Raw genomic sequence first — 15,682 nt, 5'->3', positions numbered from 1 at the left:
CCTCCGTTACGTGTCGGCGTCCAGGGTGGCTTCGCGCTCTACCTCACGTTGATCATCGTTCTGGACTCACAAGCGATACCGAGCCAAGGCGCCGTTTATCGCCCACAAATATCGACGGCCGACCAAGCTAGGCTAGTGGTTTTTGCTGCCTCTGAGCGTAGATTTCGATAGATTGAAACTTTGGCATGAGGGGTAGAGCGGTGGCTAATAAAGCCCAGGCTTTCTCTGTCCGGTTGGAGAAGCCAATGAAATCAACGTTTCGCCCAGTTAGCAAAACCAATTCAGAAGCAGCGCGTACACAAACGCAACACCGAGATGGATCCGAACCAGGATCAAGTGGGGAAGCAGTCGTTGTGCCGCCAGTTGAAAGAGAATCGGCCCGGCGCGATTTTCCAGCAATGCGCCGATGGCGTGGGGTCGGGCTGCACCGCCCGCGGTTCGCGTATCTCGCGCTATTTTTCGCAGCCTATGTGTTGGGATGCGGATTCGCAAATGTGCTGGCGATCGTGCCTGGCATAACTGTTTCGATTTGGCCTCCTGGCGGGGTCTTCGTCGCTACCCTGATCCTAACATCTCCATACAGTTGGCCCTGGTGGATATTGGGGGGCTGCCTGGCTGAGATGTTCGCGCAGATCGTGTGGTTTCACAGTCCGCTGCCTGCCGGCTTTTTGATCTACGTGGGCAATGCCCTGTGTGCTATTGCCGGCGCTGCTCTCGTCAGCCGGGCGACCGGCAAGCCGGTCAAGTTGGAGACCTTGCAGCAGGTCCTTGCATTCGTCGTTTTTGGAGCGGGAATTGCGCCGCTCATAAGTGCGACGGTGGGAAGTGCGACGCTTGCTTGGTTCGGTGTAAAAGCGCAGACTTTCACAGGCGTGTGGCCGCTATTTTGGATTGGAGATGCTACCGGCATCCTGCTCGTTGCGCCACTTGTATTGGTTTTGGTCCAATACTGGCGCAGCAAGTCCAAACTATCTGCCGCGCAGTTGGCAGAAGCCGGAGTGCTCGGTCTGATTTTTTTGGGAGTCGCCGCTCTCTCCCTGAGTGATAACTATCTTCCGTCTCCCTACATCATCCTGCCATTGCTTCTTTGGGCCTCAGCGCGTTTCGAGTTCCGGGGAGCCGCAGTCGCGCTGACACTCCTCGGCTTAATGACGTTGGCACTTACAATATCTGGTGACAGTCAGTTTGTCGGCGAGTCCCAAAGGCAAAGGCAGGTAATGCTGCAGCTTTTCCTGGCGATATCAGCGTTTTCAGCGCTGATTGTCGCCGCCATCTCGCGACAATATCAACTGGCGTTGCTGACTGTGCGCGAAAGCGAGCGCCGCCTTCAGCAATTGATCGATGCAGTCCCAGCGCTCATATGGTGCACAACTCCAGAAGGTATACCCAGCTACCTCAACAAACAGGCCACGGACATCACAGGCATGACTCTCAAGCAGGTGATCGCGCCCGACGGGTCAAGGTCTCTGACAGACATTCATCCAGACGACCGGCAATCAACAGATGAGGCACTTAAGCGCTCGTTCGAGACGGGCGCGTCATTTGTGGGTAGGTATCGCCAATGCCGAGCGGACGGACCCCACAGATGGGTTGAGGCGCGCGCCGAACCATTGCGCGACGAATCCGGCACGATCATTCAGTGGTATGGCGTGTCTGTTGACATTGAAGACATGGTGAGGGCGCAGGAGGCCCTGAGTGAACGAGAGGAGGAGCTCTCCCAGCTTGTCAATATGGTTCCAAGCCACGTTTGGCGTCTGACCCCTTCGGGCGAACCAGCATTCTTCAACAAACGCATGATCGACTTCCTTGGCTTGAATGTTTCAGATACGCTCAAACCGGGTATGACGCGGTTAGCCGCCTTGGTGGAGGCATCCGTTCATCCGGAAGACGCGGTTCCGTTCAACGATTTGCTTTCCCGCGCGCTCGCCACCGGGGAAGTCTTTGCCATGCGATACCGTCTGCGCCGGGCGGACGGCGTTTACCGCTGGATGTCCAGCCGCGCCGAACCGCGTCGGGATCAGTCCGGGCTTATCGTCCAATGGTACGGCATTTGTCATGACATTGACGATCAAATGCGTGCCCAAGACGCGTTGCGCGAACGGGAACGCGAGCTATCGCTGCTTGTGGACATGGTGCCGGCTTTCATCGCACGTCAGGCTTCAGACGGAGCGTTGACGTTCTTTAACAAGCGGTTGGTAGACTTCCTCGGGCTAGACGTTGCGCATGCGGACAAGTTGGGGATGAGGCGCGTGACCGCCATGATCCAAGCTGTCGTCCATCCCGACGATGTTTCCCTGGTGAGGGAGAACGCCACACGCGGCTTCTCGACAGGCGAACCCTTCTCGAATCGATATCGTATGCTTCGCGCCGACGGTGAGTATCGCTGGATGGACGGGCGCGCCGAGCCGTTGCGTGATGAGCGCGGGACGATAATGCAGTGGTATGCGGTCGCCATCGACGTCGATGATGAAGTGCGCGCGCAGCAAAGGTTGTACGATCGGGAGCGAGAGCTTTCGCAACTGGTGGATATGGTACCCAGCCCGCTCTGGCGGTTGACCCCAGAAGGGGAGCCGGTCTTCTTCAACAAAAGCTTGATTGAATTCCTGGGCCATGATGTTGGAGATGGGCGGCGCAAAGCATTGGCCGCTGCTCTTGTGTCTGCGATCCACCCAGATGACATGACAGCGCTTGAAGCATCACTGAACAAGGCACTTGCCACTGGCGAGAGCTTCTCCGTGAACTATCGCATGCGCCGCGCCGACGGCCTGTATCGCTGGATGTCTGGCCGCGGAGCGCCTCTGCGGGACACCGGCGGGCGCATCCTGCAATGGTTCGGCATTTGTCACGACATCGACGATCAACTTCGCGTCGAACAGGTCCTGCGCGAGAGGGAGCGCTCGCTGCGCCAACTTATTGAAACCTTGCCCGCAATGGTCGAATGCACGGGGCCAGACGGCCATCCGGTCTATCGAAGTGAGCAGCTTTGCGATTTCCTAGGATACAAACTTGAAGCGCCGGTCGGATCGGGAGAGCCGCGGCCGTCCGCAACGCTCAGTGCCGCTGTCCATCGTGAGGATATGCCCCTCGTCCGCGAGAACCATGAGCGCGCATTGGAAAACGGCACCCCTTATGCGCAGAAGCATCGTCTGCGGCGTTCGGATGGTGAGTACCGCTGGGTGGAAACCCGAGCTGCACCCATGCGAGACACCGACTCTTCGATTATTCAATGGAATGTTATCTGCCTGGACATCGATAGCGAGGTCAGGACGCAAGAGGAATTGCGTTTGACGCGAGAGGGCCTGGCGCGAGCATTTCAGGCGGCAAGCCTTGCCGAACTTTCCGCTTCGATCGCCCATGAGGTGAACCAGCCGCTGGCAGCGATCGTGGCAAACTCGCACGCATGTCAACGCTGGCTCACAGCCGACCCTCCAAATCTTGAGCGAGCGCAAAAGACGATCGGACGCATTACGCGCGATGCAAACGCTGCGGCTGATGTTGTGAGCCGTATCCGCGCATTGTTCAAGCGATCCCTGGAGACCGAAGCGAGCGCCACCCCCCACGAGGTCATCGCGGAGGCCCAGAGCCTGATGGCCGACGAGGCTGCACGACGTCGTGTCCGGATCGAGGTGAACATTGCGAACGAACTTCCGTTTGTTCCTATGGATCGCGTTCAGGTCCAGCAGGTGCTGGTCAATCTGATGAGAAATGGCATCGAAGCCATGACATCCTCGGATGCGCCCAGGGTTCTAGGTCTAAGCGTGTATCCGATGGACAACGCGGTACAGATCGCGGTGAGCGATCTGGGCACAGGCGTGGAGTTCCCGGACAGGATCTTCGAGCCATTCTTTACAACGAAGCACGACGGCATGGGCATGGGGCTGGCGATCTGCCGTTCGATAGTCGAATCACACGGTGGGCGGCTTTGGGCGGAGAAAAACGAGCCGCAGGGCACCATCTTTTTCTTCACATTGCCGACTGAGCCAATAACAGTCGCTTGAGGCGCGACTTACATGGAGTTATATCGCCGGTCTAGAGGAGCCGCACCTCGGCCCCGGCCGTTAGCGGCCTACTTTGCCGGTGTTACGAGCTCCGTTTCGGCAGTATCAAGAACGAAGACAGCCAGGATCTTTGCTGGCTCGCTATCGCTGGCGTTCGCGCTTACGCGGTGATGGTCGCCGGGAACTTCGACCCAGTTTTCGCCAGTCTTGTATACCTTGATTTCGCCGTCGTTGATCTGGCTCTTGATGCTGCCTTCGATTACCGTGGCATAGATAAAGGCGCTCCTGGGATGCGTGTGTGAAGGGTTGTGACCACCAGGGCCATATTCGACCAGAACACCGCGCATGCTCTTTCCTGGCACGTTGGGAAGCGCTTGGTCGAACACCACTGAGACCTTGGCATTATAGGGCTGGTCCGAGGCTGCTGCAGGTGTAATCAGCGCCGCAAACATCAAGCCAGTCGCCAACTTTCGCATGAATATCTCCTCCTGCTTCATATTCGATTAATCTCGGGTGCGATCGTATGCCCGGCGCTCCGAAAGGAGGAGCTATACGTAGGTTGGTGGTGTTATGCATACGTGCCCGCCCCTGCGGCCGGGCGTAATCAAACATTGCACGTTGTTGCTCGACCAGCCGGGATTGGGCAGCATCAATGGTTTCGGCAGCTGGCATGAGCCTTTGTTGCCGGCGCGACAATGCCAGACCTCAAACTCGACGCCACGCACGCCGCGTCGCCCTATACCAACAGACAATTGGAATTTTAACACGTTGTGTCAGCTTACGTCAGACTGGCGCAGCGCGGCTCGAGACAATTCGGAAAAAGCGCGCGGCGCCTCTTCCGAAACTGCGTCCGTTCAGTTGGCTTTCGAGGGTTAGATTTTCATGTCAGATAGCCCGCTCAGCCGCTGTTGGTTGCTGGCAAGCCTCGCGCTCCTCTTCGCCCTTGGCAGTGCCCATTTGACGCTGGCCCAGATGCCACCGTCCTCGATCACCGTCATTCTCACACCTGATCAGAGTGCCATCGAGATCGAACAAACGCTGGGCGCCGCCTTAAAAGTCGGCGGGTCGGTGACTGTCGAATGGCGCGACGAGTCAAATGAAAATGCAGGCTCCGGCAATGCGACAATACCCGGCACTGGAACGAGCGAGACAACGCCCCACATTGCACCTTCCGCCGACACGGACGAAAATGAGATATCGGCCAGGACGCTGCCAGCTTTTCAAGCCGCGGATTCAGTGGAATCCTTCGACAGCGTTTCCGGCCACCTTCTCAATGGGCTGCAAATCGGTTTTGCCGGCATCTACGGTATCGGTGGGGCGATGGCAGACGTCGTGGCGGGGATCCATGCCGAGGGATGGTCGGTGATTTCTGTTGCCACAACTGCCCTCTGCGCCATCACGGCTGGCCTCGCCGCAGCACTGGCCAGCCGCCTCCTCATGAACCGGCTTTTCGGTGCATCGGTTGAGGTTGTCGACGGGCTGCACCGTGTGCGGGCCTCGATGATCAGACTCTGCTTCGATATCGCCTATCTCGCGCTCCTTGCAACCGTCGCACACGGCGTCATCAGGGTCTTCCTAGGGCGGGGGACCGCTTCGGCTGAATTGGCTCACGCTGTCGTCACCATCGCGCTGATATCGGCGGCCTATATTGCGGGCGCCCATTTCCTCTTCGCCCCGACACGCCCTGCAATCCGTCTGCTCGATATCGCCCATCCCCGCTTTCACGCCAACATGCTGTCAGCTTATGGCGCGATGGTCGCCGTCGTCAGCGCCAGCGTGCGCTTTGCCCACCAGCGCGCACTAGACCCGGTCGCCATCGACGGCTGCTTGCTGACCGGCGTCACGGCGCTGACATTCGTGAAGCTCTACTGGTTCATCGCCGGCGCCCGCGATATCCGCACGCTGTTTGCCGGCTCGAATCCCGGAAATTTGCGCCGCGCCATCGCCTTCGGTGTGCCGGAATTCTATGCGCTGAGCGCAATGGTACTGTGGCTAATGACCGCCATCGTCGCCGGCAGTCCGCACAGCGCCGCCTGGAGCTTTGCCGGCGGCGCCACACAGATCATCCTGCTCGCCCTACCGATCCTGGCCTTCGGGATCCATTCGTTAGCCGGAGCCGCCGCCGCGCGCCGCCGCACGCTGACCTCCTCGCCGCTTCATGCGGCGATCTCGGGCAGCGTGCAGACGGCGCTTGCCGGCGCTATCTGGCTGATCGGCCTGCATGCCATCATCGGCCTGTGGCGGCCGGTAATGGACGGGCACGAGACCTCTGGCGCCGTCGGCTGGATCGCCGTCCTCGAGCGCATCAGTCTTGCGATCGTGGCTGCCTGGGTCATCTGCAGCTTCCTGTGGAAGAGTTTCGAGGCTTTCTCACCCTCCGTCCGCGTCGCGATACCCGGCGACCAGGAGGACGACACGGATGCCCACCAGCGAAGCCGGCTCGCGACGATCCTGCCGCTCATCCGCAACCTCATTTTCGGTGGCATCTTGGCCGTCACCAGCCTCGTCATTCTCTCCGCCCTCGGCATAAACATCGCGCCGCTGCTCGCAGGCTTCGGCGTGCTCGGTCTAGCCCTTTCCTTCGGTTCACAAACGCTGGTAAAGGATGTCGTCTCCGGCATTTTCTTCATCGCCGACGACGCCTTCCGCGTCGGCGAATATGTCGAAAGCGGCAAGCTCAAGGGGACGGTCGAGCGGATCTCGCTCCGTTCCCTGAGGCTCCGCCACCAGAACGGTCAAGTGCACACCGTCCCCTATGGCCAGCTTCAAGCGGTGACCAACTACAGCCGCGACTGGAGTACGGTGAAGTTCGAACTCAAATTCGAGCACGACGCCGATCCCGAAAAGATCCGCAAGACCATCAAGAAGGTCGGACTGGCCATGCTCGAAGACCCGGAAACCGGCGGCGAGTTCCTCGTGCCCTTGAAGATGCAGGGTATCCAGGACGTGACCGAAAACTCTCTCGTCGTCCGCCTCAAGTTCACCGCGCGGCCCGGCAACCCAAGCATACTCCAGCGTGAGGCGATGAAACGCCTTCTTCCTGCATTGCGCGAAGCCGGCCTCGACCTTGCCTCGAACGCTGTCACCGTTCGCTCTCGTGCCGCCGGTATTGTTGAAGCGGAGGCTGCGGCGGCAAACATGACGCTGGCCAGGAAGCCGGTAGAAATCGAGGCGGCTGTGTGAGGCATGTGTCGCCGTGCCGACCTGGTCGCCGCAGTTCACGAAGCTACGATCACCTAAGCGCGCCGGAGCGGATTTACGCAGACACCGTAAATGAATCGAAGGGGAAAACATTTGGCAAACTGCTATCGCGTTGCTGAACGTGGGCTTGGCCGCAAGTTGACCAGCTCTTCCGAACAGCTCGGGTTGATTTTTTGGCGGGCCATGGCAGTGTTCGTCTTCCTTTTCTGCCTCGCTGGTTGTTTAACGCAGCGCGTGGAGCTTGCAACGCTGCCCAAAACTGTGTCTCCCACCTCGCAAAGCCCTCAGACCGTTCACGCAAGTTCCGAAACCTTCGACCTCCTCTACGTTACCGATCGCGCACGTGTAGCCGCTTCGGAAAGTGCACTGGCTTATGGTGCCGAAAGGGCCAGTTTCTTGAGCTTTGGCTCGGTGTCGATCACCCCGACACGTAGCTCTCTCAGCAGCAAAAAGCGGTTACGTGCCAGCGCGTTTTCCGAGACCGGACGGTTTCCGGCGACACCCTACGGCGTCGAGGCGACCGCAAACGGGCTACGCCGCCCTCCGGCGGCACTAGCGGCCCACGACCAGGCCGCCGCATCCCTACAGGCTGAAGTCGCTCGTCGTCTCGCAACAGCCGATCGTAAAGAAGTCGTGGTCTTTATTCACGGATACGGTAACAGTTTCGACGACGCCGCGCTCGCGACTGGCGAGATTTGCAGGTCGCTGCAGAACCAGTTTGTTTGCGTTGTCCTGACGTGGCCCGCGGGAGGCTCCGGCGGCTTATTTTTCGGTTACAATATCGACCGCGAGTCGAGCGAATTTTCAGTCGCGGACCTCAAGAAAGCCATCCGGATCATCGCAGAAACACAGGGTGTCGAGCGACTTCACCTCATGGCCCATAGCCGCGGAACCGATGTCCTCGCCAGCGTGATCCAGCAACTCGGCATTGAGGCTTATGTTGGCCGATCCTCGATATGGCAGCGTTTCAAAATCGCGAATGTGGTATTTTTCGCTCCCGATATCGATCTCGACGTGGCTTCCTCCAAGATGTTCGCGTGGGTATCGGATCCAGACCTGGCCTTCGGCAGCATATCAAGGCCAAGCGAGATCCCGCCTCAGGGCCCTCTGCATCTTACGGTCTATTCGTCTCCAGGTGACAAAGCGTTGGGGGCATCAACACTACTCTTTGGCAGCGCCTTGCGGCTGGGGCAGCTGGCTGTTGATAGGCTGCCCAAGGACAGGAGCGAGGCGGCGAACAGGTGGGCGGGGTCGCAGATGGGCGGTTTGGTCGATTTCATCGAGTTTTCGGGCGGCGGGTTGATTGGCCATAGTTATTTCTTGTCTGATCCGGCTGTTAAGGCGGACTTCGTTGCGCTCATCCGCGATAGAGTGAAGGCTGGCGATCCAGGTCGGCAAATCGTCGAGATCAAACGCCCTTTCTGGCGAGTAACTGATGTCCAGCAGGCCTTGCGATGATCGCTTTTCCGAACTTCGAAGCGATCTGCGGTAGGGCAGCGTCGTGCGGGGCGCCGGCTAACGAATCTCTTCTTTTGAGCGGAGTAGAACGACGGGCCATCGCTGACAGCCCAGGCCGGAAATGAGCGGATCGAGCGGCGGCAGCAGCGTAAGCCAGAGCCCGTTCGCGCGCGATTTGACCGGATAAAAGCCTCGTCTCGGAGGATCAGCATTGCAACGGCGGGGATCCGGGAAGCCCGGTCAAGCCGATCCGTTTGATTGAGGGACCCGAGACAACGAGGTTTTCGCCACCTCGCCTATCACTTCCCGCTCTGTCCAGAGCTCGTGCTATATCGATAATGTCGTCTCTGGCGGCAGTCGGTTCATTATTGGACCAGGCGACCCAAGCCCGATCCTGAATTCGCCCCCCTCACCTTTCTCAGTTCGAAATTGCCGTTGGGAAGATCAAGCGTCCATTCCGGGGCAAAGCCGATACCAAGAACGGCCGAGACGAGTGACACCAGCGAGAAGGTGTTGCACCAGGTATGGACGACGCTCTCGACCGCCGTTTCCATCGGTCGGTAGAACCGCGTCAACTTCGCGGTGGGCCGCTACAAGGTCGGCCAGCGTCTCGTCCGCGTCACGGATGATGACACACCCTGTCTTTGTACAAAGTTCGAAGTCAGGGATTTCGCGTTTGATTATCTCTATTTGGTCGTATGCCTGTCGCCTTTTCGCTTGCCTTCATCATTCGCGCTAACCGGTCCTGCACCGCTTGCGGCTCGTTGAAAATGTAAAGTCCCTCAAGGGCCTGGCGGAGTGTATCGTTAAAGGGCATGTAGGCTTCAAGGTGATCGAGCAACCAGTGGCTCATCATATCTTCGAAAGGGCCGACACCGAGTTGGCGAATGGCTTTATCATGTTCCGGTAGGCGGGCTTGCTCCAGGATGGCCATCACACGTCTGAGTTTGATCTCCGGCGGGCCATCATAGGTAGACCAGTGCCACTCCGTAGGGTCTGCGAGATAGCCTTCTGTATAAACTTGGGGATCCAACGCCTCGCCGCTACGCGCATCGCTCCTATAATCGACAGGTACCCAAGATAGGTCATTGGTAAGGTCAAAGCGGGTCGAGCGATTCATGAGACCTCCAAGGGATTGCGTGTTGATTGCAATGTCGAATCAGGCGTTATTCCGAACGGTTTCTAGTTAATCGCTCAACCAGCGTCACCCAGATCCGGTGAGAGGCTGAATCCGATTAACTGGCGTGTCAATGATGATCCGCCATCACATCCCGCTCGTTCGGACGCCAATCCTCAACAGATCTCGCGCTTCGATCATCTTACCCTTCAGATCCTCGATGCCGATCTCGTCCCAGGTAAAAGCAGTCCCGCTGTTCGCGTGATCGAGACCTGAGCGAGCCGATGTTTCCGCCCCGACGGAGAAGCCAAGATTGGCGTTCTCCAGGTCGCGGAAGATGTCGAGGTCGAACTGCTCATGATAAGCAGCTCGGTCCGGGCCACGGTGTCTGGCGAGAATGCGTCTGCACAACGCGATTGCTGGCTGTCTCCGCACAATCACGTCCTTCCGATGTATGGTCGTCGCTCCAGTTCAGCAGATTTCTGGGTCTGCCTCAGCCGGAGAAGATCTTTTCGCGCGATGAGACCGACCAGGCTTCTGGAAGTCGGATCGATAACGGGTATTCGGGCGACGTCGCTCGCAATCATGATATCCGCGATGTGGCCAACGGTATCATCGGGGTGCCCGATCGGAATCGATGTGTCCGATATCTTGTCTTTCAACAGTTCGACGCCGACGTCAGGCTCCCGCTGCCACCGCAGCGCGTCGGACCGGGACACGACGCCGATGAGCGCGCCATCGCCATCCACGACCGGATAGGTCCGGTGCGCTTCGTCCGTTAAGGCGAAATGCATGCAGACGTCCTCTATGGACATGGTTGCTGCTAAGGTGTCGACGGTGTTGACCATGATGTCGCGGGCGCGCGTGGACTCGAAGGGATCAACACCGTATTCGCGGGTAATGTGCTGTCCCCTGCGGGCAATTTTTTCCGTCAGTATGGAACGCCGCAACAAGAGCACGGTGACTGCATAAGCAGCGATCGTCGCGGACAACAAAGGAATAAGCGATTCAAGGTCGCCCGTAATCTCGATCGCGAAAAACGTTCCGGTGAGTGGGGCACGCATTGTCCCACCCATCATCGCTGCCATACCTAGGAGCGCCCAGAACCCCGGATCTCCTGGCAGTGCCAGGCCGAGCAGCCATCCCAGCGCGCCTCCCAGGATCAAAAGCGGTGCAAGCACGCCACCTGACGTACCGGATGAGAGCGCGATCAGCCAGATAAAAGCCTTGACTAGGAGAATGGCGACCACCGTCGAGGTCGGGATGTTGTTATGCAGCAATCCTTCGATGACATCGTAGCCGACGCCCAGCGCACGAGGTTCCACCAGTCCGCCAAGTCCAACGGCAAGACCGCCAAGCGCCGGCCACCACATCCAGTGGATCGGTAGCCGTTCGAAAAGATCCTCGACCTTGTAAAGCAAGGTCGTGAGGAGACCCGATTGAAGACCGGAGGCAACACCCACCCCCGCACAAACGAGAATACCCCACCAGGGAAGGCTCGTCTGGAAATGCGTTGGAAACAGCGGACCGTTGCCGAACAACAGCGGACGCCAGGTTATGGCGACACAGACCGAAACTACGACGGGAATGAAGCTACGGGGTTTCCATTCAAACAAAAGCAGCTCTACCGCAAGCATGACGGCGGCAACCGGTGAGCCGAAAATCGCCGTCATACCCGCTGCCGCGCCAGCAACCAGTAACGTTTTGCGCTCCGCTGCACTCAAGTGGAAAAACTGCGCAAACAGCGAACCGATCGCGCCACCGGTCATGATGATCGGCCCTTCGGCCCCGAACGGCCCTCCCGTGCCAATCGAAAGTGCCGACGACAGTGGCTTCAAGACGGCAACCTTCGCCGACATGCGGCTGCCGCCAATAAGGATCGCCTCTATCGCTTCGGGTATGCCGTGTCCTCGGATCTTCTCCGAGCCGAAGCGTGCCATCAGGCCGATGACAAGCCCGCCGATGACAGGGATCAAAACCATCCAGGGCGAGAAGACGACCTCGGCAATGCGAACCTCCTCGGTGCTCACCCGCCCGAACCAGATGATATTGGTCACTAGGGCTATCAGGTTGACGAGGAGCCAGGCCGCAAGGGCGCCCCCAGTACCGATAATCAGGGCCAGGCCGATCAGCAGAAGCACGCGCCGGTCCGTTGTGAAATCGCCAGCTTCGCGGCGAGCAATGCCACCCATAAAATCGTGTCCGTGCGGGTGGGAGAGTTTTGATGGCATCGAGAGACCTGTTGAGACGCAGAATGGAGGGCGACAGCGCTATTATATCGCACTACGATATAAATCAAGTCGAAGTTGGCAGGCTGTTCCTGGGCGTGTATGGACGAGGCCAGCGGAACACTTTGGTGCGAACGGTGAAAAAAAAGAGAGATGAAATCACTGACGCCGACTACGAGGCCCTTGCCAATCTGCGCTACATCTTGCGCCGGTTTTCGGAGTTTTCGACGTCAGCTGCTCACCAGGAAGGGCTTCCCAGTCAGCAGCATCAGGCCCTGTTGGCCATAAAAGGCGATCGTGGGGACACACCCATGACCGTCGGGCTCCTGGCGGAGCGCCTCCTTATCGCACCGCACACCGCATCCGAACTTGTCGAGCGACTGGTCTTAGCCGGCTATGTCACGCGTGCGCCCGATCCTGCCGACAAACGCCGGCAGACACTCGCGCTTACCACCCGGGCTGCGGACGTCTTGAAGCGACTGAGTACCGTTCACCTGATAGAGATCCGTGATATGGCGCCGCGCCTGATAGAGCTGCTCAGCGATCTCCAGGCCGAAGATCCTTTTCCCGAATCCTGACCATGGCGTGACTGGTGCCTCGCATGCAGAACGCTTGGGAAGAAATGATTCAAGGACAGGCGTCTCCGCCGGCCGGCAGGCAGCCATGTTTTCTTGATTTGCTCGGATCCGCACTTCCGCTCACCAATGTGCTTCGAATTTAATGAAACCTGCGGGCTGGGTCCACGGCTGGTTTGCCGTATAACTGCATGACCTGAAAAATAGAGGAGAGAGACTTGCCGTCGGCAATGGCGTTACACTGCCACTCGGCCCGCAATTTCGCGGTCGGGGATTGCCTTCGCTGCGGCTGCAAGCAGGTCGGTTTGCGAAATCAGCCCCAGAACACGACTATGATTGTCAACGATGATGACGGCGTGAATTGTGCCACTGGTCAAGGCGGGCAGCAGGCTCATCGCCCGATCATCGGGGCCGGCGATTACGGGAACAGCGAGATGGTCCGACAGCAGGACGTCAGGGTCTGAAAGCTCCCTGAGCCCAACGGTGCCGACGAGCCGGTTGTCGATGTCCTTGACTGGCAGGACGCGAACATTGTGCTTGAGCAAGAGCGAGCGCGCCAACGCGCTGTCGTCACTGTCCCGGACGCTGATGACGTCGCGCGACATGATATCCCTGCACAGAATATTCGACGTCGCGCGGATCGCAGCCTGCAATTCGACCTGCCTCAACAACCGTTCGAGATCGTCCCGGGTGATATCGAATGTTTCCCCCAGCGCTTCGAGTGCAGCGTCGACGTCTGCGCCCGTGAAACCACCGCGCCGATCCGAAGGCGGATCAACCGTCTGATGCGCGTTTGCAACGGGCACCGGAACATGTGGATAGTTGCGTCTCGCCACTTTGTGGAACAGCACGCCAAGCCCGACCAGCAGGCAGGAGTTCAGCGCGACGGGCACCAGCGGGAACAAAAGCCCCCAACTTGCAACGACCGGCCCACCAAGCACCGCGGTCAGGGCCGCTGCACCGCCTGGCGGATGGAGGCAGCGGGCAAACGACATCACAGCGATCGCGAGCGCGACGCCGATACCCGTCGCGATCAGCGGATCGGGCACCAGCATCGCCGACAGGACGCCGATAAAGGCCGAGATCGTATTGCCCCCGATAATCGACCAGGGTTGAGCAAGCGGGCTGGCCGGCACGGCGAACAGGAGAACGGCGGATGCACCCATGGGCGCCACGATCAGAGGAAGACTGGCACCGCCACCAAAGACGCTGCCGCTGATCATGCCGGTCAGCAGAATACCAACGAGCGCCCCGAGGCAGCCAACAAGGCGCTCGCGCAGTGTCGCCCCGGCGAGAATTGGCACAAAGAAACGGCGGGGCGGCTTTGAAGGAGGCACGATGTTGGGTGAAGCGTCCATGGAAGTTTCCGTTTTTGGCAGTGCATGTAAGAATCGGTCCAGCCGGCTGCCAGCCGAGAAGGTCAGTGTGCGTATGAGCCGAGATTGGCCAGCATCGCTTGATGCAGGATCTCGACCGCCGGAGAGCGTCTGTCCTTGCGGCTCACAAGCAACGTCTCAACATCGCGCAACGGGTATATCCTGACCGCCCCCCAGTCCATGAGATCAAATACGGATCTCGGCACCACGCCGATCGCGTCGCCGGACGCGACGCTCGCCAAAATCGCATGATATGAAGAGACTTCCGTGGTTGTAATCGATCCGGCTGACCTGGTCCATTTCTCCGCCATGCGCCGGTAGGTGCAGCCGGGCTCAAGCGCCGCAAGGGAAGCAACGCGCACGTCCGCAACCGTCGCGATCGGCGGGTGGGACGCCGGCAGCACGATGAGAACTTCTTCCCGGTATATCGGCTCAGCGTCAAGATCACCGGGCAGGTCTGACGGCGCATCGACAATGTCGATCGGCATCCGTGCGATCAACGCGCAGTCGATTTCCTCGGCGAGGACGGCCCGGGTCAATTCCTCTGACGATCCCATTGTCAACCGCACGGAGATATCCGGGTGAGCCAGGTTGAACGCCTGCAGCACCAGGGGCAGGCGCGCGGCAGCCGTGCTTTCCATAGTGCCTAGACGGAGCGTATTTGGCATGCGCGTCGGGTTCAACGCACTGCGTGCCTCCTTCCCAAGCGCAATCAGACGGCAGGCATATGAGCGAAACAGGCGGCCATCCCGCGTGAGGGTCATCTTCTTGCCTTCGCGACTGAAGAGTTCAACGCCCAGCTCTTCCTCAAGTGCGCGAATGCGGTTCGTCACGTTGGAAGGCGCGCGTTCGGCCGCGACGGCAGCGCGCGTCACGCTGGCATGCTCGGCGACAGCGAGAAAGATTTCAAGGCTCGTGAAGTCCATTTTAGCCTGCAAGAAGAATGAAACTGCCCTATTGTTCTTGAAATCGGAATGATAATCAAGGCGACCGCAGGAACTGAATTTCGAAACTTCGCGAGATCAGGAGAAAGGCAGACGATCATGAACCGGAACAATGAGGACGACATTCCGCCGACCTATTCGTCTCCCCCATGTCTCATGAGCGAGGTAGATGCTGCATATATGGGACTCGAGCAGGCAAACCCAGCTTCGACCTATGTTTGGCGCCACCAACAGCGTCAAGTGCTCATCAATGCAAGACAAACACGATCTGCCGCGGAACGCGCCACGTGGACGCAGGCTATCCAAGCAACGATTGATGCACTCTTGCCCGACGTTGAAGGCAAGGCGATCGCTCTTTACTGGCCGTTTCGGGGCGAACCGGATCTACGTCCCTGGATGAACGCGCTTGTTGCCCGTGGCGCCAACTGCCTGTTGCCGGTGGTTGCCGCAAAAGCGCAGCCATTAAGCTTTCGATCGTGGCGACAGGGTGAACCGCTGGAAAGGGGCGTGTGGGGCATACCGATACCGGCCGCCGGGCAGGATATCAAACCCTCGATCGTGATCGCACCTGTGGTGGGTTTCGACGAAGGCGGTTTCCGTCTGGGCTATGGCGGCGGTTATTATGACCGTACACTCGCCGGTCTCACACCAAAGCCCCTTGTGATCGGGGTGGGGTTCGAATTGCAGAAGATGGAGAGTATCCGTCCGCAATGGCACGACATTGCCATGAACGCGGTCGTGACCGAGGTGAGGACGCGGTTGCGAACATGAGGTCAGTGCTCGAA

At 59.0% G+C, this 15,682-nt stretch carries 11 protein-coding genes and 1 pseudogene; 5 read left to right on the top strand and 7 right to left on the bottom strand.

Features of this window, described 5'->3' with window-relative positions; translation table 11 throughout:
* Positions 1-398: 398 nt before the first annotated feature.
* The gene (locus C6558_RS11760) at positions 399-3,998 is read left to right on the top strand and encodes a PAS domain-containing protein (RefSeq protein ID WP_057209154.1); all 3,600 of its coding nucleotides are present in this window, start codon (positions 399-401) and stop codon (positions 3,996-3,998) included.
* 68 nt (positions 3,999-4,066) lie between these two features.
* Here the strand turns inward: C6558_RS11760 and C6558_RS11755 are convergent, their stop codons facing one another.
* A complete protein-coding gene (locus tag C6558_RS11755) occupies positions 4,067-4,474 on the bottom strand; it encodes a cupin domain-containing protein (RefSeq protein ID WP_057209199.1) in 408 nt (135 codons plus the stop codon).
* 406 nt (positions 4,475-4,880) lie between these two features.
* Here C6558_RS11755 and C6558_RS11750 point away from each other — a divergent pair, with 406 nt between their 5' ends.
* Together C6558_RS11750 and C6558_RS11745 are read left to right on the top strand one after the other, a co-directional pair.
* Positions 4,881-7,181 carry a mechanosensitive ion channel family protein gene (locus C6558_RS11750; protein ID WP_107027279.1) on the top strand — a complete coding sequence of 767 codons (2,301 nt, stop codon included), beginning with the start codon at positions 4,881-4,883 and terminating at the stop codon, positions 7,179-7,181.
* A 111-nt stretch (positions 7,182-7,292) separates the two neighbouring features.
* On the top strand, positions 7,293-8,657 hold the full coding sequence (locus C6558_RS11745; RefSeq protein WP_057209160.1) for an alpha/beta hydrolase: 1,365 nt from the start codon (positions 7,293-7,295) through the stop codon (positions 8,655-8,657).
* 304 nt (positions 8,658-8,961) lie between these two features.
* On the opposite strand, the pseudogene C6558_RS11740 reads toward C6558_RS11745, so the two are convergent.
* The 4 genes and pseudogenes from C6558_RS11740 to C6558_RS11725 form a co-directional block, all read right to left on the bottom strand.
* A pseudogene (locus tag C6558_RS11740) lies at positions 8,962-9,172 on the bottom strand (LysR family transcriptional regulator); the annotation flags it as partial.
* 146 nt (positions 9,173-9,318) lie between these two features.
* The gene (locus C6558_RS40295) at positions 9,319-9,777 is read right to left on the bottom strand and encodes a hypothetical protein (protein ID WP_063963334.1); all 459 of its coding nucleotides are present in this window, start codon (positions 9,775-9,777) and stop codon (positions 9,319-9,321) included.
* A 144-nt stretch (positions 9,778-9,921) separates the two neighbouring features.
* Positions 9,922-10,209, bottom strand: a complete 288-nt coding sequence (locus C6558_RS11730) for a hypothetical protein (protein WP_057223509.1) — start codon at positions 10,207-10,209, stop codon at positions 9,922-9,924.
* A gap of 2 nt (positions 10,210-10,211) precedes the next feature.
* The gene (locus C6558_RS11725) at positions 10,212-12,005 is read right to left on the bottom strand and encodes a chloride channel protein (protein ID WP_107027277.1); all 1,794 of its coding nucleotides are present in this window, start codon (positions 12,003-12,005) and stop codon (positions 10,212-10,214) included.
* A 155-nt stretch (positions 12,006-12,160) separates the two neighbouring features.
* On the opposite strand from C6558_RS11725, the gene C6558_RS11720 reads away from it, so the two are divergent.
* Positions 12,161-12,580 carry a MarR family winged helix-turn-helix transcriptional regulator gene (locus tag C6558_RS11720; protein ID WP_244494682.1) on the top strand — a complete coding sequence of 140 codons (420 nt, stop codon included), beginning with the start codon at positions 12,161-12,163 and terminating at the stop codon, positions 12,578-12,580.
* A 233-nt stretch (positions 12,581-12,813) separates the two neighbouring features.
* Here the strand turns inward: C6558_RS11720 and C6558_RS11715 are convergent, their stop codons facing one another.
* Both C6558_RS11715 and C6558_RS11710 read right to left on the bottom strand, forming a co-directional pair.
* On the bottom strand, positions 12,814-13,935 hold the full coding sequence (locus C6558_RS11715; RefSeq protein ID WP_107027276.1) for an HPP family protein: 1,122 nt from the start codon (positions 13,933-13,935) through the stop codon (positions 12,814-12,816).
* Positions 13,936-13,997: 62 nt separating this feature from the next.
* Positions 13,998-14,879: a LysR family transcriptional regulator gene (locus C6558_RS11710; RefSeq protein WP_057209172.1), complete on the bottom strand. Its 882-nt coding sequence runs from the start codon at positions 14,877-14,879 to the stop codon at positions 13,998-14,000.
* Positions 14,880-14,927: 48 nt separating this feature from the next.
* Here C6558_RS11710 and C6558_RS11705 point away from each other — a divergent pair, with 48 nt between their 5' ends.
* On the top strand, positions 14,928-15,668 hold the full coding sequence (locus C6558_RS11705; protein WP_347369215.1) for a 5-formyltetrahydrofolate cyclo-ligase: 741 nt from the start codon (positions 14,928-14,930) through the stop codon (positions 15,666-15,668).
* Positions 15,669-15,682 lie beyond the last annotated feature (14 nt).

Origin of the sequence: Ensifer sp. NM-2, assembly GCF_003024455.1 — a bacterium.
GTDB lineage: Bacteria > Pseudomonadota > Alphaproteobacteria > Rhizobiales > Rhizobiaceae > Ensifer > Ensifer canadensis.
The sequence above is the reverse complement of the archived record's forward strand: the minus strand, read 5'-3'. Positions and strand labels throughout refer to the sequence as shown.